Annotated in this window: 17 protein-coding genes, 3 tRNA genes and 1 pseudogene; 7 read left to right on the plus strand and 14 right to left on the minus strand. The window is 58.0% G+C overall.

Translation table 11 applies throughout. The features are described from left to right. Window positions 1–214 precede the first annotated feature (214 nt). Window positions 215–1,660: a glyceraldehyde-3-phosphate dehydrogenase gene (locus tag L6990_RS05045; RefSeq protein ID WP_237202980.1), complete on the plus strand. Its 1,446-nt coding sequence runs from the start codon at window positions 215–217 to the stop codon at window positions 1,658–1,660. A 306-nt stretch (window positions 1,661–1,966) separates the two neighbouring features. Here the strand turns inward: L6990_RS05045 and L6990_RS05050 are convergent, their stop codons facing one another. Beyond that, window positions 1,967–3,028 (minus strand): 3-hydroxyisobutyryl-CoA hydrolase, encoded by a 1,062-nt coding sequence (locus tag L6990_RS05050; RefSeq protein WP_237202981.1) that lies wholly within the window; start codon window positions 3,026–3,028, stop codon window positions 1,967–1,969. Window positions 3,029–3,125: 97 nt separating this feature from the next. On the opposite strand from L6990_RS05050, the gene L6990_RS05055 reads away from it, so the two are divergent. Next, window positions 3,126–3,929: an exodeoxyribonuclease III gene (locus L6990_RS05055; RefSeq protein ID WP_237202982.1), complete on the plus strand. Its 804-nt coding sequence runs from the start codon at window positions 3,126–3,128 to the stop codon at window positions 3,927–3,929. A 114-nt stretch (window positions 3,930–4,043) separates the two neighbouring features. On the opposite strand, the gene L6990_RS05060 is transcribed toward L6990_RS05055, so the two are convergent. The 4 genes from L6990_RS05060 to L6990_RS05075 all read right to left on the minus strand — a co-directional run bounded on the left by L6990_RS05060 (window position 4,044) and on the right by L6990_RS05075 (window position 5,772). Next, a tRNA-Phe gene (locus L6990_RS05060) sits at window positions 4,044–4,116 on the minus strand. Between the two features lie 61 nt (window positions 4,117–4,177). Next, window positions 4,178–4,251, minus strand: a tRNA-Asp gene (locus L6990_RS05065). Between the two features lie 51 nt (window positions 4,252–4,302). Next, a tRNA-Glu gene (locus L6990_RS05070) sits at window positions 4,303–4,375 on the minus strand. Between the two features lie 383 nt (window positions 4,376–4,758). Beyond that, complete coding sequence (locus L6990_RS05075; protein ID WP_237202983.1) at window positions 4,759–5,772, minus strand: universal stress protein; 1,014 nt, start codon at window positions 5,770–5,772, stop codon at window positions 4,759–4,761. 256 nt (window positions 5,773–6,028) lie between these two features. Here L6990_RS05075 and L6990_RS05080 point away from each other — a divergent pair, with 256 nt between their 5' ends. Then, window positions 6,029–7,351 (plus strand): D-arabinono-1,4-lactone oxidase, encoded by a 1,323-nt coding sequence (locus tag L6990_RS05080; protein WP_237202984.1) that lies wholly within the window; start codon window positions 6,029–6,031, stop codon window positions 7,349–7,351. Between the two features lie 245 nt (window positions 7,352–7,596). On the opposite strand, the gene L6990_RS05085 is transcribed toward L6990_RS05080, so the two are convergent. After that, the gene (locus tag L6990_RS05085) at window positions 7,597–9,042 is read right to left on the minus strand and encodes an FAD-dependent oxidoreductase (protein WP_440480485.1); all 1,446 of its coding nucleotides are present in this window, start codon (window positions 9,040–9,042) and stop codon (window positions 7,597–7,599) included. Window positions 9,043–9,298: 256 nt separating this feature from the next. Between L6990_RS05085 and L6990_RS11905 the strand changes: the two genes are divergently transcribed. The 3 genes from L6990_RS11905 to L6990_RS05095 are packed head-to-tail and all read left to right on the plus strand — an operon-like array spanning window position 9,299 to window position 11,250. Further along, window positions 9,299–9,430 carry a hypothetical protein gene (locus tag L6990_RS11905; RefSeq protein ID WP_272879266.1) on the plus strand — a complete coding sequence of 44 codons (132 nt, stop codon included), beginning with the start codon at window positions 9,299–9,301 and terminating at the stop codon, window positions 9,428–9,430. Between the two features lie 3 nt (window positions 9,431–9,433). Beyond that, window positions 9,434–10,588 (plus strand): sensor histidine kinase, encoded by a 1,155-nt coding sequence (locus tag L6990_RS05090; RefSeq protein WP_237202986.1) that lies wholly within the window; start codon window positions 9,434–9,436, stop codon window positions 10,586–10,588. Between the two features lie 11 nt (window positions 10,589–10,599). Continuing rightward, window positions 10,600–11,250: a response regulator transcription factor gene (locus L6990_RS05095; RefSeq protein WP_237202987.1), complete on the plus strand. Its 651-nt coding sequence runs from the start codon at window positions 10,600–10,602 to the stop codon at window positions 11,248–11,250. A gap of 7 nt (window positions 11,251–11,257) precedes the next feature. Here the strand turns inward: L6990_RS05095 and L6990_RS05100 are convergent, their stop codons facing one another. The 8 genes and pseudogenes from L6990_RS05100 to L6990_RS05130 all read right to left on the minus strand — a co-directional run bounded on the left by L6990_RS05100 (window position 11,258) and on the right by L6990_RS05130 (window position 20,126). Further along, a complete protein-coding gene (locus L6990_RS05100; protein ID WP_237202988.1) occupies window positions 11,258–12,409 on the minus strand; it encodes a putative glycoside hydrolase in 1,152 nt (383 codons plus the stop codon). Next, window positions 12,406–13,662 (minus strand): GT4 family glycosyltransferase PelF, encoded by a 1,257-nt coding sequence (gene pelF, locus L6990_RS05105; protein WP_272879267.1) that lies wholly within the window; start codon window positions 13,660–13,662, stop codon window positions 12,406–12,408. The genes L6990_RS05100 and pelF overlap by 4 nt, the downstream gene beginning before the upstream one ends. A gap of 160 nt (window positions 13,663–13,822) precedes the next feature. Continuing rightward, window positions 13,823–14,149: pseudogene (locus L6990_RS11910) on the minus strand (DUF3492 domain-containing protein); the annotation flags it as partial. Window positions 14,150–14,190: 41 nt separating this feature from the next. After that, a complete protein-coding gene (locus L6990_RS05110) occupies window positions 14,191–15,456 on the minus strand; it encodes a hypothetical protein (RefSeq protein ID WP_237202989.1) in 1,266 nt (421 codons plus the stop codon). A gap of 347 nt (window positions 15,457–15,803) precedes the next feature. After that, complete coding sequence (locus L6990_RS05115) at window positions 15,804–18,104, minus strand: FdhF/YdeP family oxidoreductase (RefSeq protein WP_237202990.1); 2,301 nt, start codon at window positions 18,102–18,104, stop codon at window positions 15,804–15,806. A gap of 38 nt (window positions 18,105–18,142) precedes the next feature. Further along, window positions 18,143–19,018 (minus strand): formate dehydrogenase accessory sulfurtransferase FdhD, encoded by an 876-nt coding sequence (gene fdhD / locus L6990_RS05120; RefSeq protein WP_237202991.1) that lies wholly within the window; start codon window positions 19,016–19,018, stop codon window positions 18,143–18,145. Next, entirely contained in the window at window positions 19,005–19,316 is a 312-nt protein-coding gene (locus tag L6990_RS05125) for a DUF6457 domain-containing protein (RefSeq protein ID WP_237202992.1), read from the minus strand. Before L6990_RS05125 ends, fdhD begins: the two co-directional genes overlap by 14 nt. Window positions 19,317–19,790: 474 nt before the next feature. Beyond that, a complete protein-coding gene (locus tag L6990_RS05130) occupies window positions 19,791–20,126 on the minus strand; it encodes a DUF2218 domain-containing protein (protein ID WP_237202993.1) in 336 nt (111 codons plus the stop codon). Between the two features lie 280 nt (window positions 20,127–20,406). Between L6990_RS05130 and L6990_RS05135 the strand changes: the two genes are divergently transcribed. Continuing rightward, window positions 20,407–21,879, plus strand: a complete 1,473-nt coding sequence (locus L6990_RS05135; protein ID WP_237202994.1) for an NCS2 family permease — start codon at window positions 20,407–20,409, stop codon at window positions 21,877–21,879. Window positions 21,880–22,021 lie beyond the last annotated feature (142 nt).

Here is a 22,021-nt window from a genome sequence, read left to right on the forward strand (position 1 = left end):
CACAATTTTACCGTGTGAGCGCGCCCGCGTATAACGTTCACGTCACAAACTGCACACGGTGGCGTAGAAACTATACACTGTCTTTGTAGTGCTCTTGACACCCTCCTCCTACAAAGGAGTCGAGCTACCGCCAAGAGTTCAAGCACCCCAGTCAGCGCACCGTAGCGCATAACCGATAAGTTCAACGACGATGCTTATCGAGAGAGGTCACACCATGACTATTTCTGCAGACAACGCTCACGATCAGTGGCTCGCTTCTGAAGCTGAAGCTGAGACCATGATCCCGATGATCGGTAAACTCAACCGCGAGAACAACGTGGTGGTTTCCATTCACGGGCACACACTGATCAACAAGTCTGTCATTCAGATTCTGAAGGCTCACCGTTTTGCCCGTCAGATTGACGATGTTGAGCTGGATCCTGCTGCTTCCCTGTCAGTTCTGCAGATTGTTCAGGGCTTTAACCTGGGCGCTTGCTCCCTCGATCTTGCAGCTCTCTGGCGCAAGTTTGAGAAATCCGGTGACAGCGACCTTGAAGCCTGGCTGCGCGGCGAGCTAGCTCCCGTCATCGACAAGAAGGGCGACATCAAGGGCACTTCCCAGGACGTCGTGCTCTACGGCTTCGGACGTATCGGCCGCCTACTGGCGCGCATCCTGCTCGAACGCTCAGCCGGTGCCGGCCCCAAACTGCGCGCCGTCGTCGTGCGCAAGAACTCCGATAAGGACCTCTACAAGCGTGCCTCCCTGCTACGCCGCGACTCCGTACACGGCGCTTTCAAGGGCACCATCCGCGTGGACGAAGAGAACAGCACCATCATCGCCAACGGCACCCCCATCCGCTTCATCTACGCCTCAGACCCCAGCGAAATCGACTACACCGCCTACGGCATCGACAACGCCATCGTCGTCGATAACACCGGCCGCTGGCGCGATAAGGACGCTCTCTCACAGCACCTCCAGGCAACCGGCGCAGCTCGCGTTCTACTGACTGCACCGGGTAAGGGCGTCAAGAACATCGTCTGCGGTGTCAACGACCAGCTCATCGACGAACACGACACCGTGCTCTCAGCCGCCAGCTGCACCACCAACGCCATTACCCCCGTTCTGGCTGTGATGGATGAGGTCTTCGGCGTGGTCCGCGGCCATGTTGAAACTGTCCACTCCTTTACCAATGACCAGAACCTCATTGACAACTTCCACAAGGGCGACCGCCGCGGCCGCTCCGCAGCTCTCAACATGGTCATCACCGAGACCGGCGCTGCCAAGGCTGTCTCTAAGGCTCTGCCCCAGTTAGAAGGCAAGCTAACCGGCAACGCTATCCGCGTCCCCACCCCGGATGTCTCCATGGCAATCCTCAACCTACAGCTCGAAAAGCCCGTAGGCTCTAAGGACGAACTCAACGACCTGCTGCGTGATCGCTCCCTGCACTCATCCCTACGCCGTCAGATCGACTACACCGACTCTCATGAGGTCGTCTCCACCGACTTCGTCGGCTCCCGTGCTGCCGGCGTTGTTGATGGTCTAGCAACGATTACCTCGGGTGATACCAACGCCATTCTCTACGTCTGGTACGACAACGAGTTCGGCTACTCCTGTCAGGTCATCCGCGTGCTGGAAACCATGGTCGGCGGCAAGTTGCAGAGCTTCCCCGTCAGCCAGTAAAACTCTCAACAGAATGCCTGCCCCCGGTGACAAACCGGGGGCAGGCTTTTTTGCCCTGTCTGCAACTACTTACCTGAGTGCTTGGGATGCTTTGTACCAGCTGACCCTAGAGCCAGTATTGGGTGTAGGCAATCAGCCCAAGTGCAGCACCAACAGCTAATCCCAACAGCACCCAGGAGTTGTTCGCCAGAAACTGTTTCATAACTGACTCTTGTTTCTGATTTTCATGTTCCACGGCATTCACCCTTTCTTGTCTCCAGTCTAGCGATGGAGCACAACCTAAGAGATGCCCTCCCCACCCTTTGCCTAGACCGAACGTAGCTCCAACGGGCCTGATTCCGGATTGTCAAAGAAGGCAAGGACACTGGCCTCATCCACCTCTTCCAGGGTGGCCGGTTGCCAAGCGGGCTGTCTATCCTTATCAATGACCTGCGCCCTAATGCCCTCACGCATATCGTGGCCGGCAGCCGAATTAAGGGTCACTGCGTAGTCTTGATTCAGCGTTAGGTTCAGGGTCTGGTCCGCTGCCCGGCGGGTAGCCTGTAGCGCCACCTTCATGCCGGTGGGGCTATTATGGCGCAGCGCTGCCAGCACCTCGTGCACCAGCGCACCCTCGTCCGCCTCTGCCGCCGCTTGGCGTTCAACCTCAGCCACAATCTTCTCCACCGTGGTTTCCGAGAAGGCCGCCTCAATCCAGTCAGCATTTTCCTCTAGGCGGGAGGGCTCGGCGTCCTCAGCGAAACCCTGGATACAGCGCTCAACGTCATCAGCTGCGTCCACCTTGCTCAGTGCCTCTGCTAGATCATTGAGGCGCTCAGAGGGCACGTAGTAGTCTGCTAGCCCCACTGCTAGGGCATCTGCACCGGAGGTGTGCAGTCCGGTGAGTGCCATAGCGTAGCCCAGCTTGCGGGGGCTGCGGGAAAGGATGTGCAGGGCACCCACATCGGGGCTGAAGCCGATGATTGTTTCGGGCATGCCCACCCGGCTGCGCTCGGTCACCACCCGGTAGGCGGCGTGTGCTGAGACTCCGACACCACCGCCCAGCACCAGACCGTCCATAAAGCTCACCAGCGGCTTGGGGTAGCGGGAAAGCCGCAGGTTCATGGTGTACTCAAACCCCATGAACTCGGGCAGACGCTCGGGCTCGTAGTAAATTGACTTCACGTCCCCGCCGGCGCAGAGGCCGCGGTCCCCGGCACCGGTAATCAGCACCGTGTCCACGCTGTCATCTGCTTCAAATTCGGTGAGTAGATGATCCACCTGCTGCATCATTTCTAGGTTCAGCGCATTCACCGCACGCGGGCGGTTGAGCGTGATGATGCCCAGGCTTCCTTGCCTGCTGCCCAGCACCAGTTTCTCGTCGGTCATTAGCCCTCCAAAATAGTAAAAGGTTATGCACATCACAGCCTACCGTCTGCGGGCAGGGGTCACTAGCCCAAGAGGACGCACTGCTAGGATTAAAGTCATGAAAATTGCTACCTGGAACGTCAATTCCATTCGCGCCCGCGCTGAGCGCATAGAAGACTGGCTCGAGAAAACCGAGGTAGACGTCCTCGCAATTCAAGAAACCAAGGCAACCGACGAGACCTTCCCCTACGAAATCTTTGAGTACTCCGGCTACGATGTCGCCCACTTTGGCATCTCCCAGTGGAACGGCGTAGCGATCGCTTCCCGCGTGGGTCTTGAGGACGTAGAGCGCACCTTCCCCTCCCAGCCCACCTTCGGCAAGCCCGGCGAAGAGCCCGTTCAAGAGGCTCGCGCTATTGGCGCCACCTGTGACGGTGTGCGCGTATGGAGCCTCTATGTGCCCAACGGCCGCGGCACCGAGGATCCCCACATGAGTTACAAGCTGGACTGGCTTTCTGCCCTGCACCAGGACGTCAGCAGCTGGCTTGAAGCCGACCCGGCAGCCCAGCTTGCCCTGGTGGGGGACTGGAACATCGCCCCGCTAGACCAGGACGTGTGGGATATCGACTTCTTCCGGGCCAACAACATGACCCACGTGACTGCACCCGAACGCGCCGCCTTCAACGCCTTCTTGCAAGAACCGCTGAACCTGGTGGATGCGGTGCGCCCGCTGACCAATGAGCCCTACACCTACTGGGATTACACCAAGGGCCGTTTTTCAAAGGACGAGGGCATGCGCATCGACTTCCAGCTACTCTCCCCCGCTCTGGCCCAGCGCGTCGTTGCTGCAGAGATTGACCGGGAAGAACGCGAAGGTGCGGGAGCCTCTGACCACACCCCCGTCATCATCGAGATTGCCTAATCTTTTATTTAATAGCTAAAGAAGAAGCCGCCCCGCACCAGAAAACTGGCGCGGGGCGGCTTACTTTTAAAATAAAAATCCACTCTCATGTAGAAGCCTAGAGAGTGGATTTCGTGGCTCCGACCGGCGTCGATCCGGTGACCTTACGATTTTCAGTCGCACGCTCTACCAACTGAGCTACAGAGCCAGACATACCCTTAGATATGCCACAACCGCGTCTTCTCTTACGAGAACTTACGCGGTCGGAGCGACCCCGACGGGACTTGAACCCGCGACCTCCGGCGTGACAGGCCGGCGCGCTAACCAACTGCGCTACGGGGCCATAGCTAGAAATTTCTTTCCAACTTGGCCGTGAAATCTAAAGATTTCACAGTACCCCCAACGGGATTTGAACCCGTGTTACCGCCGTGAAAGGGCGGCGTCCTAGGCCGCTAGACGATAGGGGCTAGTTCGCATGAACTCCAGACTTCTCAGCCCGTCGCTCGAACAAGTAATACACTACGCGACTTCAAAACAGCGCGCAAATCAAAAAACCGGGAATTGCATAAAATCTGCCCAAAAATAAGTAACCCACGCCACCAAAAAGCAGGAAATTACCACCTTCGCACCAAAGAAACACCTAGTCAAGGCGTTTTTACGGGGCGGATTGTAGATGAGGAAAAAATTCTATATTTTTTTAAAAAAGACGGCAGAACACCACCGTCGAAGCCAAGCCATCTTGAATCTTGAGCTTCGGCGCGATGCTCTGCCGTCTGCAGCCTAGTACTAGCCTACTCCTCCCCGAGTCTCGAGACCAGAGAAGGAGTAAGGAGGTTTTAGGGCTAGGTACTTAGCCCCAGGTGATTTCCGCACTGGGCGCGGTTTCGACACGGGGGTCTTCAAGCTGGGGAACAATCATGACTGGCACCTGGGTGTTGTGCAGGATGCCCTGAGAGGTTGAGCCCAGAAGCATGCCGGCGATTCCACCGCGACCACGGGTACCAACCACAATCATGTCGGCGTTATTACCAGCTTCAAGCAGAACTTGAACGGGGGAACCGTCAATAAGCTTGAACTCGATTTCCAGGTTGGGGAAGTAGCCGCGGATCCACTCGGCAGCCTTGCGCTGTAGGTCGGCAATTTCGCGGTAGAGTGCTTCAAAATCAACAGCGGCAGGCACCCAGTTCAGTGCACCGGTGTAAGGGGCCAGCGCGTTGACCAGGGTGAGCTTAACGCCCCGGCGGTCAGCCTCATCAGCTGCCTGCATCATAGCGATACGGGCTTCTTCTGAACCGTCAGAACCGACCACTACTGACTTTCCGCCGCCCAGCAGGGAGGCGTCCTTTTCAATCTTTTCAGCGTAGGACTGAGGCACAGCCACCGTGGCACAGTGAGAATGCGCCGGAAGAGAGGTGGAAACGGTGCCCAGCAGACGCCCAATAAAGCCGCCGTGTGAGCGTGAGCCGACGACCATCAGCTCAGCTTTCTTGGAAAGTTCTAGCAGAACCGCAGTGGCATCGCCGGTTTCAACGGTGGCGCGCAGTTCAACACTGGTTTCACCGATACGGGAGTGCGCCTCATCAAGAATCTGAGCCACACCGTCAGTGAGCGCCTTCTCATCAACCATAGAGTAGCCGGCGTCAAAACCTGTACCGGTGAAAACAGGGAGGGAGTAAGCGGTTACCATGCGCACAGGAACCTTACGCACCTCAGCCTCGTGCACCGCCCAGCGCAGAGCGCCGTAGCTCTGCTCTGAACCGTCAATACCTACGATAATTTCACCCTGAGCACCAGCAAGCTGCGAGTGGTCGCCCCGGTTTGCTACAGCTTCTTCGCCGAAGGTGCGGAGTTCGCGGTCGGTCATGGTTTTCCCCTTACTATTTAGGTGAGAACCCCGTGGCATGCAGTGGCCGAATCTCCGGCGCAACCGCCGGGGTCTTTACCTCAAGTCTAGTGCCTCCGCTCACATTTAAGGGTCTTATTTCGCATGATGGTCGCAAGATGGTGCGAATCTGACACAAACTGCGGAACCTCACTTCTTGTGTAGCAACCTGCCAGTAGTTACCCATCCCGCAGTGAGACAATAAAAGTAATGACCAATTCCACGAAGTGAGGGCACAATGACAGATAAGGCCTGGAGCACCTGGTCACACCAGCACAGCACCACCCCTACCGGCTTGCTGTCACCGCGTTCTGCCCTTGAGCTTGCAGCACAGGTGCAAGACGCAGCGGCGTCAGGTCAACGCGTCAAGGTAGTAGGACGGGGCCGGAGTGCCTCATCTGTAGCGCAACCCGATGGCCAGCATCTGACCCTGGATTACCTCACGGGGCTGGTGAGCGTCGATACTCAGAACCTCACCGCCACCTTTCTAGCGGGCACCAGCGTCCGTGATGCCAATAAGGCACTGGGCTACTACAACCTGGCTTTTACCAACCTGGGCAGGCTCGACGACCAGACCCTGGCAGGTGCAATCTCTACAGGCTTTCACGGCACAGGTCTGGGCTACGGAATTTTTGCCACCCAGGTCAAAGAGCTGAGCATGGTTGATGCCACCGGCCAAGCTCTCACCTGCTCAGAAAGCAAAAACCCCGAAATCTTTAGGGCGGCCCTCTGCGGCCTAGGCGCTCTGGGCATTATCACCCACATCACCTTCAACGTGGTGCCCCAGTTCCGCCTGCACGCCGCCGAACGCGGGCACCGCTACAGCACCATAGTCCCCGCCTTTATTGAGCGCGCCCGAGGAGCCGACCACTACGAATTCAGCTGGTTTCCCGGGTCCAAAGAGGTGCGCACCCGCCGCCTCACCCGTCTACCTTTGCTCACCGACGGCTATATGCCCGCAGGTGCCACACTGAGCCAGGCACGGCGCTACGGCGGGGATCACCTGCTCAACAACGGCATCTTCTCGGCCCTCAGTTACGCGGGGCAGAAACTCCCCGCCGCTCAACCTACGCTCAACAAAATTTCTAACTGGGGTAAGGGCAACCGCCGTTACGCCGACTACTCAGCCAGGGTTTTCACGGTGGCTCGCACTATCCCCCAAAACAATATGGAATACGCTTTCGATGTTGAGCAGTTCGATGAAGTCATGGCAGATCTCTACACCCACCTGAACGGTTCACTGGGTGAAAGTAGCTACCCGCTGGTGGTGCGCACTGCCGCCGCCGATGATATCCCGCTGTCCCAGGCCTACGGGCGCGAAACCTTCTATGTTTCGGCACGCCAGTACTGGCGTCGCCCCCACACTGACTATTTCACTGCCCTAGAAAGAATTTTTATGGTGCACGGGGGCAGGCCGCACTGGGGGCAGTTCCACACCCAGGACGCCGCCGCCCTGGCAGAGCTCTACCCCCTCTTTGAGGAGTTGACGAGCCTACGCGAGGAGCTGGACCCGGCAGGCACCTTCCTCAATCCCTACCTTGAGAAGGTACTTCTCAGCTAACGGACTGGCACTTACCACGGCATTAGACGGAACAAACTTATAGCCCGCCTGCTGGCTGGATGAAGCACACTTTTCCGAGCTCGCGAGGAAAGAAAAAGTGTGCGGAATCAGCCGAGCTCGCGAGGCTGGGCGTGAATCGCATGTGAGCGAAGCGAACCAGCGAGAGGGTCAGCAGGCGGGCTATGAGCTTGTGAAGTCTGGAAAGTCGCTTTAAGCAAACCCTCCATTATTTAGGCGGCAGGGCTTTAGCCGCGGGACACCTTAATCATTTCCTCGCGGTCTACCACCTTGACGCGGGCGCGGGGCTCACCGGCGGCGTCCTGGGACTGGGCGCCCAGTGCCTTTTCGTGCTCGTCCAGCCTCTGCCAGCCTTCCCAGGTGGTGTACTCGATACCCTTGGCGTCCATGTGGGCGTTGATGGAATCAACCTCGGGCTGCGCTGCGGTGTAGAGGTCCAGGCGGTCTTCGAGCAGGTGGGTGATGGTTTCAAGCGCATCTGACTTGGTGGAGCCGATGAGGCCGACGGGACCGCGCTTGATCCAGCCGGTGGCGTAGAGGCCGGGCACGGGCACGCTGGAGTCGTCGATGACGCGGCCTTCGACGTTGGTGACGACGCCGCGTTCGATGTCGAAACCGACCTCGGGTAGTTCGGTGCCGAAGTAGCCGATGGCGCGGTAGACAGCCTGCACGGGGTAGTCGATGAACTCGCCGGTGCCTTCTACACCGCCGTTGCCGTTGAGGGCGGTGCGTTCCATCTTGATACCGGTGACCTTGCCGTCTTCGCCCATGATTTCAGCGGGTGACTGCAGGAAGTGCAGGTGCAGGCGGCGGGATGCGGTCTGCTCGGTTTCCTTCTGCTCTTCGCGCCACTTGTTGAGGGTCTTCATCATGACCTTGACCTGGCTGTTGGTGGTCATGGCTTCTTCTGAGGCTTCGTCGAACTGGAAGTCTTCGTCGTAGAGCACAATGTCGACGTCGCGGGAGTGGGCCAGTTCGCGCAGTTCCAGGGGGGTGAACTTGATCTGGGCGGGGCCGCGGCGGCCAAAGACATGCACGTCAGTAACGGGTGACTTCTTTAGACCCTCGTAGACGTTGGCGGGGATTTCGGTGACCAGCATGTCATCGGCGTGCTTGGAGAGTACGCGGGCGACATCCAGCGCTACGTTGCCGTTACCCAGCACGGCGATTTCCTTGGCGTTCAGGGGCCATTCGCGGGGGTAGTCTGGGTGGCCGTCGTACCAGGAGACGAAGTCTGAGGCGCCGTAGGAGCCGTCAAGTTCAACGCCGGGGATGTCCAGGGAGGCGTCCTTGATAGCGCCGGTGGCGAAGATGATGGCGTCGTAGTGCTCTTTGAGTTCAGCCAGGGTGATGTCGGTGCCGTACTCTACGTTGCCGAAGAAGCGGATGTCGCCGCGGTCCAGCACCTTGTGCAGGGCGTTGACGATGCCCTTGATGCGGGGGTGGTCGGGGGCGACGCCGTAGCGGATGAGGCCGAAGGGTGCGGGGTAGCGGTCGAAGATGTCGATGGCTACGGGAACATCCCCGTTTTTGACTTCTTCACTTTTGGTGAGGATGTCGGCGGCGTAGATACCGGCGGGGCCTGCACCGATGACGGCGACGCGCAGGGCGCGGGGTGCTTGAGACACAGTTGTTCCTTTCGTACACGCGGTGGGCGTGCCAAACGTAGACATTGCCTACCAGTTTACCGAGCGCAAGCGGTAGTTGGCCGAGATAAGCACACCCAGCGAGCATGAATTAGGTCAAAAGAGCGTGCGGTTATTGCAACAGAAGCTCTAGCGCTCTGACTTTGCCACGAAAATTTTCTACCAAAAACTCTAATGGGAGCAATTTTTTCCTTTTTATCTCAAACCTTTGAACCGAAGGAGTTAGGGCACCTATAGTTGAGCTAAACCCACAAGGGTTTCCTCGTGAAAGGGACACCAGACTATGAAGCAGCTCCTCGCCGTCCTCCTTATCTCTGCCAGCAGCACCTTGGGTGTGAGCGCCTACCAGACCGTCACTCACATGGACGATAGCCCGCAGGGTGTCTGCCAGTGGCTCCCCTTCATCTGCCGCTAGCAGATGCGACAAACCCTGCAGCGGGTTTTTGCCCTTAAGTTTCGTGCGCCCTCTCTGCTGGTCAAAAAAATCAGCCTGGGAATCGGTATCTTCTTCGCTGTCGTTGAAATCCTGAGCTGGATTATCAACGGCAGTGTGGGCGGGTGGGTTCAGGCGCTCACCCCAGCCTTCTGCCTCACCTGGGGCTTACTCATCTACCGGGGTAGAAGCTATGCGGTGCCTTTCTTTGCCTTCTGCTTTACCCTGTGGTTTATCAGCGACGCATCGGGCCAGACCCCCTTTGCGCTCTACGCTCTCTTCATCTGTATCATCCACTCCTCAGCGGCGCAGAATATTTTCAACCTTCTGGTGCTCACACTGATAGCAGTAGATGACTACCGCCTCAATAGCCCAGATCTGCTGTCCTACATCCCACTGATTTTCTGCATCTTCTTCATCCTGCCCCTGGCAGTGCGCCTGCACTGGGAGGGGCGGCTGCGCTCAGAAAGCACCCTAGCCATCTACCGCGAGCGCGTTAGCGAAGCTAACCGGGAACTCGCCCGAGAGCTGCACGATACCGTAGCCCGGCACATCAGCGTCATTAACCTCAACGCCCACAGTGCTCTGCAGCAGGCTGAGACGACCGGTAAGGACGCCGCACTAACTGCCATCACCACCAGTTCAGACCGGGCGCTGACCGATGTTCGTGCTCTCATTCAGACTGCTAGAGATGACCAGGGCCTCAGCGGGGCTCCCCAGCTTCCGGCAGCGAACGTCCCGCCGCTGGGTGATGCCCTACGCTCCGAGCTAGAAAACCTGCGGTCTAAGGGTTTCATGGTGAGGGCAGCTATTGATTACAGTTCCAGCGATGTGCCCGAGGGCCTGCGCCCCACCGTCTACAAAATCATCAAAGAGCTTGCTTTTAATGCCAGCAAGTATGCTCAGCCTGACACAGAAATTGATCTTCAGGTCAGCCCCAATCTCACGGGCATCACCATTAGGACCAGTAACCTGGTGAAGACCGGTACACTGCAGAAAAAGGCTAAACCGGGCGAACCTGGGACCGGCTTTGGGCTGGTTGGTATTGAAGAACGCATCCGCCGGTTGGGTGGCACGATGAGCTACGGCGCCGTGGCTGACCGCTGGGACCTGACCATTCACCTTCCCATCCCCCTGTAAAGGATATAACCGTGCAGACTATTAGGGTGGCCATCGTTGATGATGTGCCCGAAATCCGTGAGGTTCTCAGTCTCTATATGGAGAGCTTGAGCGGCCTTGAGCTGGTGGGCGAAGCGACCAACGGGGCTGAAGCGCTTGAACTGGTAGCTAGTACTGAGCCTGATGTGATGCTCATGGACCTGCAAATGCCCGTTTTGGATGGCATTGAGGCGACCGTTGCCCTGCGAGAGAGCTATCCAGAGTTGACCGTTATTGCCCTGACTACCTTCGTTGATCACTACTACGTGACGGGGGCGCTGAGGGCTGGGGTTCACGGCTATCTGCTGAAGAACTCAAGCCCCAGCCAGGTTGATACTGCTATCAGGGCAGCCCTTGAGGGGCGCACCCTGATTGACCGGCGCGCACTTGCTTCGCTGGTTGCCTCCATGAACGCTGCCGACTACCCACAGGGGGACCCCTGGGTGCAGCTCAGCGAGGATGAGCAGACCATTGTGAAGCTGGTTTGCTTGGGCAAAACGGATCAAGAAATCGCGGATCAGCTAGGCTCCCCGCTCTCTAGCATGAAGAACCAGCTCGGCTCCATTTACAGCACCCTGGGCATCAACACCCGCCTGCAGATACTGGTGGAGGCGGGGCGCTACAACTTCCCTATCTTCAACTAGCTCCGAGCTAGTTCCAGGTAGAGCGAAAGATAGCCCCACCGTGGGCAGGAAGAACCAGTGTGGACGGTGCGGGGCCGGTAGCTGAAACCAGGCCGGCAGGCAGGGTGAGGGTGCCTGAATCTTTGTGACCGAGGTTGATAGCCGCCCAGCCCTGGCTGAAACGGCGCACCCAAGCACCCTTAGTCATCAGGGCATCCCCGTGCGGGGCGCCCAAATCCCAGTCCAGTTCTTCTCGCCAGGGGGTGCCGTTATGGGCATCGTGGCCGCTAGCGCTCAGAGCAGACCAGTGGCCAGCACCAAAGACCCAGAAAGCGGCGAGTGCCGCCAGGAAGTTAGGGTGGTCGTCCTGCCCGTCTGTGGCTGCCCGCAGCAGGGTCAGCCTGGGGCTGCGCACCCCCATCTCAGGAACCTGACCCAGAGCCACGGGGCGGTGGTGACCAATCATCTGCTCCATCTGAGCTAGAGCAGAAGGCTGATCCAGGAAGTCGGTTTCTGACCAGCCCAAAAAGACCTCTTCAAAACCGCCACCGTAAGCACTGTGACGCTCCCACTTGCCCGGTCTCACACGCGATTCTGCAATGTTGGGCACCAGAATTTTACCCCCGGCGTTCAGCGCCCGCCCGGCGTCTTTCACCAGGCGGTCCAAGCCGCGATGAAATTCTTTCAAGCTACTGGCGCCCTGAATGGGCAGGTTAAGGCCGTAGTAATCGCCGTGGATATCGTTATCTGCCATGACCCCGTCAAAGGGTGAGGCAGCAATCTCGGTGGTCACGTTGCGTACCCAGTGCCAGCGGTAACTCGAGGACCACACCTGCATTTGGTAGTGCCCAGGGTAGCCGATCCATTCAATGAGCTGACCATCCAAACGGCGGGCAAACCACTGCTCCCCCGCCTGCTCAGCCTGCTCCGCCTCAGCATAGGAAACGCCCGAGGTAAAAGGGCCCTCAGTTTCATAGCTACGGGTGGAGGACAGGCACTTGTAGCAGAGCACCGTCATGGCAGGGTTAAGCTCCTTAAGCCGCGCAGCAGCATAAACCTGCCGCGGCTGAAGAAGGGCTACGGAGTAGCGCTCAGCAGCGAACTCAATTTGATCCTCTGTAATTGGCTCCCCGCCGTAGCGTACCCACAGGCCTCTGTTTGCTGGCTTACCAAAATTCATGAGCCAGCGGTGAAAGTGGTGGCGGCCAAGTCAGTGCCCAACCCGCGTTCCAGAAGAGAGATCTGCTGTTCACGCTCGTCGGAGGGGATGCTGCGCACCGAGTCAATGGACATGCCGGCGTGCTCCGGCTTGGGTTCCATCTTGCCCAAGTCACGGTAAATCATGTTGTAGCGTTCCATCACGGTATGCAACTGGAAGAACTGCTGGACGCGCTCACGAGCGTTGATGCAGAGCTGCTCGTAGAAGGCAGGGTTATCCATGATGCGCTGCAGTGCCTGCGCAAACCCTTCTGGGTCACCTGCCTGGGTAAGAATGCCGCAGCGTTCAATCATCTCGCCATTATCAGCCACCAGGGTGTCATCAATCAGCTGAGACATTCCACCCACGTCCGAGCCAATCACAGGTATGGACGCGCTCATGGCTTCCAACGCCACAATCGGCTGGCCCTCGTTGTAACTGGGCATAACCAGGGCGTCGAATTCGCCCAGCTTCTCACGCACGTTCACGGTGCCGTGGAAGGTGATGTAGTCTTCAAGCCCCTTGGCGGCGATTGCCTCGCGGCACTCGTCGTAGTACCAGGGTACGTGCTCGGTGGGCCCCAGGCAGTCAATGTGCAGGTTGTAGCCCTGGTCCTTGAGGATGCCCACCGTGTCAATGAGGTCAATCAGGCCCTTAATGGGCACTACGCGGGCGATGAAAACAAACTTCCAGTGGTGGTTCTTGCCCTGCAGTTCAATCTTTTCGCGCGCGGTGCGGCGTAACGCGTAGGCCTCGTTCACATCCGAGAGCAGCATGCCGTTGGGGAGGATGACCGACTTTTCTTCGAGGCCGTGTAGCCCTTTGGCCTCGTCAATTGCCTTGGGGTAGAGGTAGGTAATCAAATCAGCGCTAGGGTAGCAGAAACGGCCCATCTGGATCCACCAAATGACCCAGGCGCGCTGCTCGGGGGTGAGCTCAAAGATGTCCTCATCGCCCACAGCCACGGGGAAGGACATGTTGCGGTTCAGCAGGGTGTTGATGGTATCGCGCACATAAAGGTTGTGCTCGGTCAAGAGGAAGCTGGTGCCGTTATCGCGGGCTGCGGCCGCACCAATCACCGAGGCGTAGCCGGTGGTGTGGGCGTGGTAAACCCGGGCGTAGGGCATACGCTCGTGCAAGAGGGCGTAAGCCAGTGAGAAGAAGGTGCGAACCAGCCAGAAGGCGTCCGAGAAGCTCATACCCGGGAGCTTCATGCGGGTAAAGAAGACCTGCATGAACTCCTTGGTGCCCAGCAAAGCCCACCCGGGGGTATTCCCGGTTCTTTTCAGAGAACATGCGGTCGTAGATGGACCAGAGCGGGTTAGGGTCAGAATCTTCTGACAGAGCCAGCATGGCGTCAATAATTTCGTTGCAAGCAGCGGTTCGCTGCTTAGAGTTCATTTTCAGCTCGCGCACCGGCAGGCTGAAACCGTCTCGGTGCTCTTCAAGGCTGATGTAGATGGTCTTAACCCACAGCACGTTCTGGGGCATACCGTAGAGATCTTCATTGGGTGAGTTGCTATCCCAGCTGATGTGGATAATTCCAAAGGTGATATCGGGGTTGGTGGTGATGATATCGTGCACCACAGCCGACACCCCGCCCTTCAAGAAGGGGTAGGTGGATTCCATGACGATTGCTACGTCAACATCAGGGTAGTTAGGGTCGGTGTACTTGGGCCCGGTCTCGGGCAGGATCAAATCTTTGTAGGTATTCTCAGTCATTATTGTTCCCCTCAACAATCAAAATAAGCGGTGCTAGCGATTTACCAGGCAACGGCGTGACGCCAGAAAAGGTCATAGGCCGGAGTCTTCCAGGTGCGGCGGAAGGCAACATAGCTGACCGCAACGAGTAGAAGTTCACCCACCATGATGGCGAAGTAGGCGTGGGTGCCAGGGAATAGCTGGAAGGCCACCACACAAATGAAGAGATGTGCTAAGCCAATGAGCTGGGGGGCTGTGTGCGAGCCCAGGTAATCGATCTGGTAGCAAAAGACCGTTACCGCCAAGAAGAGCCAGGACGAAACAATCACGGTCAGTGCCAGGGTGAAGGATTCAGGAGACAGGAGGAACATGAGTACAGCAACGATAACGGAGCTAATGCCCGCAATCATCAGGGTGCGGCGGGTTGAATCAACCACGCGGTTTTCAACCTTGGTGGAGTAGCTCTCAACCTGCTGGTAGCCCTTGCTCTGAATGATGGTGCGCAGGTTACCAACGGCGCGATCCACCTTGGTGGCTTCGGCTGCGAAGAAGTAGTTGTAGGCAATCACGGCGGGAGCAAGACCCATGTAAACCGCAATAACGTTCATGGTGCCGTCCAAGGTGATGAACAGGATGTACTTATCTGCCCAGAGCACGGACCCCAGTAGGTAACCGCGTAGCATCTCTCGGGCAACCACGTGGTAGTCAAGACGTTTGAAGGCAACCAAGTGACGCAGGTGCCCGCGCAGCACAAAGAGCATGACAAAGATACCCATGAGCGGGGGCAGGAACCAGACGGCAGGGAAGGCAAGGAGTGCCAGGGCGTAAGCGAGCCAGGCAAAAGCCCAGGTGTTTCGGCTATCGGTCGGCAGGTTAGCAATCACCAGCAACTGACTAAAGACCATGTTGAAAAAGCCCAGAACCAGGAAGGCCAACAGGGTGGTGAGGCTCCAGTTCAAAGCAAAGAAGAAGGGCAAAGAGAAGAACAGAAGAGCCGGAAGGACCGCTAGGTTAGTAGTAATCCAGTACTCAGCGAACCTGCGCATGCAGGCGTTCATCTCGCGCTCCCCCAGAAGGTCGCCCATAGCACGGTAGACCGGCAGGCAGACGCTCTGCGACATCCAGGGCACCGTAATAGCAACTGCCAGGATGATTTGAGGTAGCTCCACCCCGCCCACCGTGATGCCAGCCATACGAGGGGTCACCAGGGGGAAGATGGACGTTAGAAGAATAACCGGGGATAGGTAGAGAACAAACTGGTATAGAAAGCGAGCTCTCTTGTATCGGTGTTTTGACTTTTGGGTGCCTGAAAGGAGCGCTGTAGACAAAAATCTAGTCTCTCTGGTGGTGCGAACTTGTCACAGGCAGATCTCTGCCCTGCATTCTCAAGACTACTTCGCGCCGTGGCTAGAAAGACCCCTCGTTAAGAAAGTATTTACTAATCAGAGAACAAGTAGCCACAGTTTGACCTTAATAATCATCAAACACCCCACACATTCGCACATCAAAGAAGAAAAACACTCCACCATTTAGGGGGCAATATGCAAACTGTGGCCTGACATGGGAAAGTGTCGCCAGCCACTATCACCAGGCCTCACAAACCCACCCTGAGCAAGAAGAGCAGACAAAAGCCCCGTACCTCACAGAGGTACGGGGCAATTCTTAAGCGGCTCAGCTAATCAGCAACCCTGCCCAGCGACTCCAAGCGCACCACCACTGATTTGAAGACAGGAGTATTAGAACGCTTAGCAGCAGAATCCAGGGGCACCAGCACGTTACCCTCCGGCAGGTAGACCGCACAGCACCCGCGGGCATGGTCATACTCAACAACCCGGAAGTTAGGGGCACGGCGCTCGCCGTCCTCCCAGACCGACACAATATCGACCATAGAACCGTTGACCAGCCCCAGGGCTGCGATGTCATCGCGGTGCATAAAGACCACGCGCCGGCCTCCGCGCACACCACGGTAGCGATCGTCCAGCCCATAAATGGTTGAGTTGAACTGGTCGTGTGAACGCACGGTCGAGAGCAGTAGGTGACCTTCTGGCACCTGCAAAACGTTGGTTTCGTTGACCGTCAGCATGGCCTTGCCGGTAGCGGTATTGAAAACACGCTCACGGGGGCCGTTGGGCAGATAAAAGCCGCCGGGCTTTTCGATGCGCTCGTTGTAGCGATCAAAGCCGGGAATGGTGCCCTCAATGGCATCACGAATCACGCCATAGTCATCAATCATGCGTTGCCAGAAGTCATCGCCGAAGGTTTCCCGGCCCACCGAGCAGATGATATCCACTTCTGACCTAAGGTTCAGATCCTTGTTGGCGGTGCGGTGGCCCTGGGAGGCTGAAACAACGCCTGCGGAGTTTTCCACCGTGATTTTCTGAGGCCCGGACGCCTGTTCGTCCACATCGGTGCGCGCGCGAACGGGCAGAATCAGGGATTTCTCGCCGGGGTAGGCGTGGGAGCCGTTGGGCTTGGTGGACAGATGAACGGTCATTTCCTGCTGACTCATGGCCTGCTCACAGGCGGTGGTATCGGAAGCAACGCGCACCAGGTTTCCGCCCAGGGACATGAAGAACTGGTTGCCGCCATCGCGCATCTGGCGCAGGGCATCTACGGTGTCGAGACCGTGTTCGCGAGGCACAGGGAAACCGAAGTAATCTTCGATGGCCTGCAGGTAGGTATCTGGCATCTTCTCCCAGATGCCAACAGTTCGATTGCCCTGCACGTTGGAGTGGCCGCGGAAGGGCGAGCTACCCGCACCCGGCTTGCCGATGTTACCGGTCAGGAAGAGGAAGTTCATCATCTCACGGATGGTGTTGACCGACTCGCGGTGCTGGGTGACGCCCAGCGTCCAGGCAACGATGGCAGTTTTCGCCTTCTCCACCATGTCCGCGACCTTAGCCACCTGAGAAGCAGAGATACCCGAGCCGCGTTCAAGCTCAGCATCGTCCAGGCTCAGCAGATGTTCCTTGACCTCATCGAAGCCAGAGGTGAAGCGTTCAATAAAGACGTGGTCAATGGCGTCCCGGCGGATGAGCTCCTTATTGAGCTGCTGGAAGAAGGCGCGGTCCCCGTCCAGGCGTACCTGCAGGTACTCGTCCGCCAGCTGCTCGGGCTTGAACATGCCCACCGGCGACTGGGGCTCCTTAAAGGCCATCAGGCCGGTTTCGGGCATGGGGTTGAGCACCACCATCTTGCCGCCGTTTTCCTTCATCTTCTTGAAGGTGGTCAGCGAGCGCGGGTGGTTGGTGCCGGGGTTCTGACCCACCGAGATGAACAGCTCGGTGGTTTCCATGTCCTTCATGGTGACCGATGCCTTGCCCAGGCCGGCGACTTCTTTGAGAGCGACGCCGGTGGACTCGTGGCAGAGGTTGCCGCAGTCGGGCAGGTTATTAGACCCCAGACGGCGTGCCAGCAGCTGGAAGCTGTAAGCAGCCTCGTTGGAGGCACGACCCGAAGTGTAGAAAACCGCCTTGGTGGGGTCGGTCTTTTTGAGTTGCTCAGCGATCAAGGAGAAGGCACGTTCCCAGGTGATGGGGCGGTAGTGGTCGTCCCCGCTGGAGCGGTCATAGAGCAGGGGCTCGGTAATACGGCCCTGCTTGCCCAGCCAGTGGTCGGTCTTATCGCGCAACTCGGAAACGGTGTGCTGCGCCCAGAAATCCGGGGTTGCGCGGTCAGGGGTGGTTTCTTCTGCCACAGCCTTAGCACCGTTTTCGCAGAATTCCACAATACCCAGGTCTTGCTGGTCTGGCTCGGGCCAGGCGCAACCGGGGCAGTCAACGCCTCCGGGCTTGTTCATGGTAATCAGGGGCAGTAGGCCGCGGGCGGGTACGGCGTGCTGCATGGCATGAACAACGCCGCCAACACCGGCAGCAGCTTTAGGTCTTTTACTGATACGGGGGCCGTCGAAGCGGGTGGCGTCTTTGCTCACGCGGCTCACGAGGGGGGCTTTGTCGTTCTTAGGTAGCGTTGTCATAGCTTCCAGTCTATCGCTAGTGGCCTAGATTACTAAGGCTAAAGGGTGTTGTCGTCCATTTCCCCGGCATAGAGATTGAACCGGTTATCGCGGGCAAAAGCAATGAGCGTGAGCCCTGCTTCCCGCGCTAGTTCTACGGCAAGGGAGGACGCCGCCGAAACGGTAATCAGAGCGGAAAAGCCCGCCATGATCGCCTTCTGCACCAGCTCAAAAGAGGCGCGGGAACTCATGACCAGGATGCGACCACGGGTTTCTAGGCTATCTTCCAGCAGGAGGTGGCCGATCACCTTATCTGCCGCGTTATGGCGCCCGATGTCTTCCCTGGCCACCAAGAAGGTGCCATCTTCTTCAAAAACAGCCGCTGCGTGAATACCGCCGGTTTTGCGGAAGAGAGTTTGGTGCTCCCGCAGCTGCTCAGGCAAGGAAAGTACCAGTTCAGGGGTAAGTTTGACCGCCTTAATCTGCCGGTAGCTCTTCTCCATGATGCTCTCGATAGAACCAGAACCACAGACCCCGCAGGCAGAGTTGGTGATGGTCAGGCGCAGGGGCGCAGCCTTGGTAGGGAAGAGCGCGGAGCCCGAGCTACCGTCGCCCTTGGGGGCCGGGGGCTGGTAGGTGCTGTTGATATCGAGCACGTTGTAGGTATTCTGCCCATCCGGGCCCGCACCGGCGCAGTAGCGGGCGGTGCTGATATCAGCCGCTGAGCGAATCTGACCCTCAGAGTGCAGAAACCCGTGCGCCAGCTCTAGGTCATGGCCGGGGGTGCGCATGGTGGTGGTGAGGGTGGTGCCATTGACCCTGATTTCCAGGGGTTCTTCGGCGGTGATGGCGTCAGCCCGGCGATCTTTACTGAAGCTACCATCTGGCTTGCGCACGTACTTGGTGGCAGCGACCGAGCGGTTAAGCCTGCCCATTCTTGTGCTCCTTCACCAGCTCTTCAACCGCGGCAATATGGGCAAGGACGCCGGCAGCCAGCTGTTCAGTGTCAACTTCAGAGCCAGCGAGAGACGAGTTCTGCCCTGCGGCAAGACCCACCAGAAAAGCTGCTAGGGGCGCAGCCGGGCGCACCACCCCGTGCGCCACATGCTTGGTGAGCCCTAAAAGATGCGGCAGGGTCTGCTGGATAACCTGCGGGTCAAGGTCTAGCCGCTGCGCTACCTCTTGCACAAATTCCCGGGCAAGCACTAAATCTTGCGGGTTTCTCTCGCTCATGACCCCTCACTTTTTAGCCCAATACTTACCTCAGAAAGACTATCAGCGCGCTACCTCCCGGGTGCAACGTCAAAGGGACACGCTCTAAAGTAGAGCGTGTCCCTTTGGAAAATGTAAATATCACTTTTTTGTGGAGGTGAGATGCACCAGGGTAGCCACGAGAGCCAGAGCTCCCGCGCACAAGCTAAACAATGTTTGAACCAAACCGAGAGCGATAGGCACGCCGCCAGATGATGTTAGAGACATGACAAACAGTGCAAGTGTAGCCATACCAGCAAGAAGTGCTGCCGCCACGGTTCCCCACAATAAACCGAGAACCGTTTTGTTCATCTAATTCACCCTTCTCACGATATCGCATTTATGTGATACATGTTACGCCCGTAGTCTGACCGGGGCAAGGCTCTGGAGTATATTCGACCCAGACCGAAGGGAAAGCTCCTGCACACCCACACACTCCCCCAGAGTGCCGAAACCCTAAACTACTGAGAACTCCACTACTAGCTCATCACGCTCCCCGAAGCGCACCAGGTGGCGCGCCAGTACATCAGAGACTCGTGTGCAACTCTCAACGCTCGGAGCATGCACCACCATAACCAGTTGGGGCACGCCGTCCTGCGCGAGTACGTCCCCGTACCCACTAAAGACACCGTCACGGTTAAAGGTCAGACGGTGCCCACCCTCAATCTCTTCGACGGGCAACTTATTACCCATGTGCGAGACCAACTGCTTAGCGTACCGGGCGGGTCGGTCTGTAACTACCAGTGAGCGGGCAGTGTGAGTCATTTCGGCAACGGCAGGGTAATCAGACACAGTTTCTCCTTTGAACTTAGGCTTACCTAACTACCCTACCGCGAAAGAAGAGGAAAATGGCGCTTTATCAGCCAAACTTTACCCATGCGCCACAAACCGCAAAGCCCTACCCCATTTACACCCCCTAAATTAGACTCAGGTCACAGTTAGCGCTGGTCCGCACCGATGACCTCTGGCGTAGACTAAGACAGTAACTTCAGCGCCGACCTTGCCATCAGCAAGAGCCCGGCGCTTCATCATTTCTGGGCACACACCCACGAGTATCTACGGATTTTCACGAATGTCTTCTGAGAACACCGCGGCTCACAAAACCGCACCCGCCGCCCCTAAAAGCGCGCTCGACCGCTACTTCAAAATCACCGAACGCGGCTCCACCCTCGCCACCGAATTCCGCGGCGGCCTGGCAACCTTCTTCGCCATGGCCTACATCGTGGTGCTTAACCCCCTAATTCTGGGTCTAGGCCCGGACGGCGCCGGCAACGCCCTGGGCGTTGAACGCGTAGCCGCAGCCACCGCGCTGATCGCCGGCATCCTCACCATCGTCATGGGCCTCTGGGCTAAGCAGCCCTTCGCCATGGCAGCTGGCCTGGGCGTCAACGCACTTTTGGCATCCACCATCGCCACCAACCCCAATCTCACCTGGCCGCAAATCATGGGCTTGGTCGTGTGGGCAGGTATCGTCATGGGTATTCTCGTGCTCACCGGCTTCCGCCGTGCCGTCTTTGACGCCGTGCCCGAGTCCCTTAAAACCGCCATTGTGGTGGGCATCGGCCTCTTCATCTCCCTCATCGGCCTCGTCAACGCAGGCATCGTGCGCCGTATGCCCGACGCCGCAGGCACCACCGTGCCCGTCTCCTTCGGCGCCGGCGGCCACCTGCAAGGCTGGCCCATCGCCGTCTTCCTCTTCGGTCTTTTTCTGACCATCGCCCTCTTCATCCGCAACGTACGCGGCGCCATTCTGATTGGCGTGGTTGCTTCGACCATTCTGGCAGTGACCCTGGAAACCGTCTGGCCTTCGGGCTCCTCCATGGACTCAGCCACCGGCTGGTCCCTCATGCTTCCTGGCATCCCCAGCCAGTGGGTCGGCCACCCCGACCTCTCCCTCATTGGTGCAGTTGACATGACCGGAGCCTTTGCCGGTAGCTCACTGGGCTCACTGGGCGCCACCATGCTCATGTTCGCCATTCTTCTGGCCGTCTTCTTCGACGTCATGGGCACCTCCGTAGGTCTGGCAACCGAAGCTGGCACCATCAAGGACGGCAAAATCGAGAACATCGACCGCGTGCTCATCATTGACGCTGCCGGTTCCGTACTCGGTGGCGGCTCCTCCAGCTCAGCGCACCAGATTTTCGTCGAGTCAGCCACCGGTATCGGTGAGGGCGCACGCACCGGTTTCGCCAACATCGTCACTGGCACCCTCTTCCTGCTGGCGGTCTTCATCTCCCCGCTGGTCTCCATCGTCCCCTTCGAGGCAGTTGCTCCCGCCCTGGTGATCGTTGGCTTCCTCATGGTTCGCCAGGCGATTCACATCGACTGGACCGACTGGGGCCTGGGTATCCCTGCCTTCCTGACCATCATCATGATGCCGTTCACCTACTCCATCGCAGACGGCATCGGCGCAGGCTTCGTTGCCTTCACCTTCATCCGCATGATTCAGGGCCGCGGGCGCGAAGTGCACCCCATCATGTACGTCGTCTCAGCTGCCTTCTTAGTCTTCTTCGGCATGGGCGTCATTGAGGGCTGGATGCACTAACCGCCCCATCACTGACTACAGTGACCAGATTTCTCTCACATGACCACGTATTTTCTGGTCACATGAGAAAAATCTGGTCACTTTTGCATGCAGGGCTGGGCGCCAGCGGGCGACCCGCAGAAAGTTTAGGTTTAATGAAAAG

It is taken from the genome of Rothia endophytica (assembly GCF_928381505.1).
Lineage (GTDB): Bacteria > Actinomycetota > Actinomycetes > Actinomycetales > Micrococcaceae > Rothia > Rothia endophytica_A.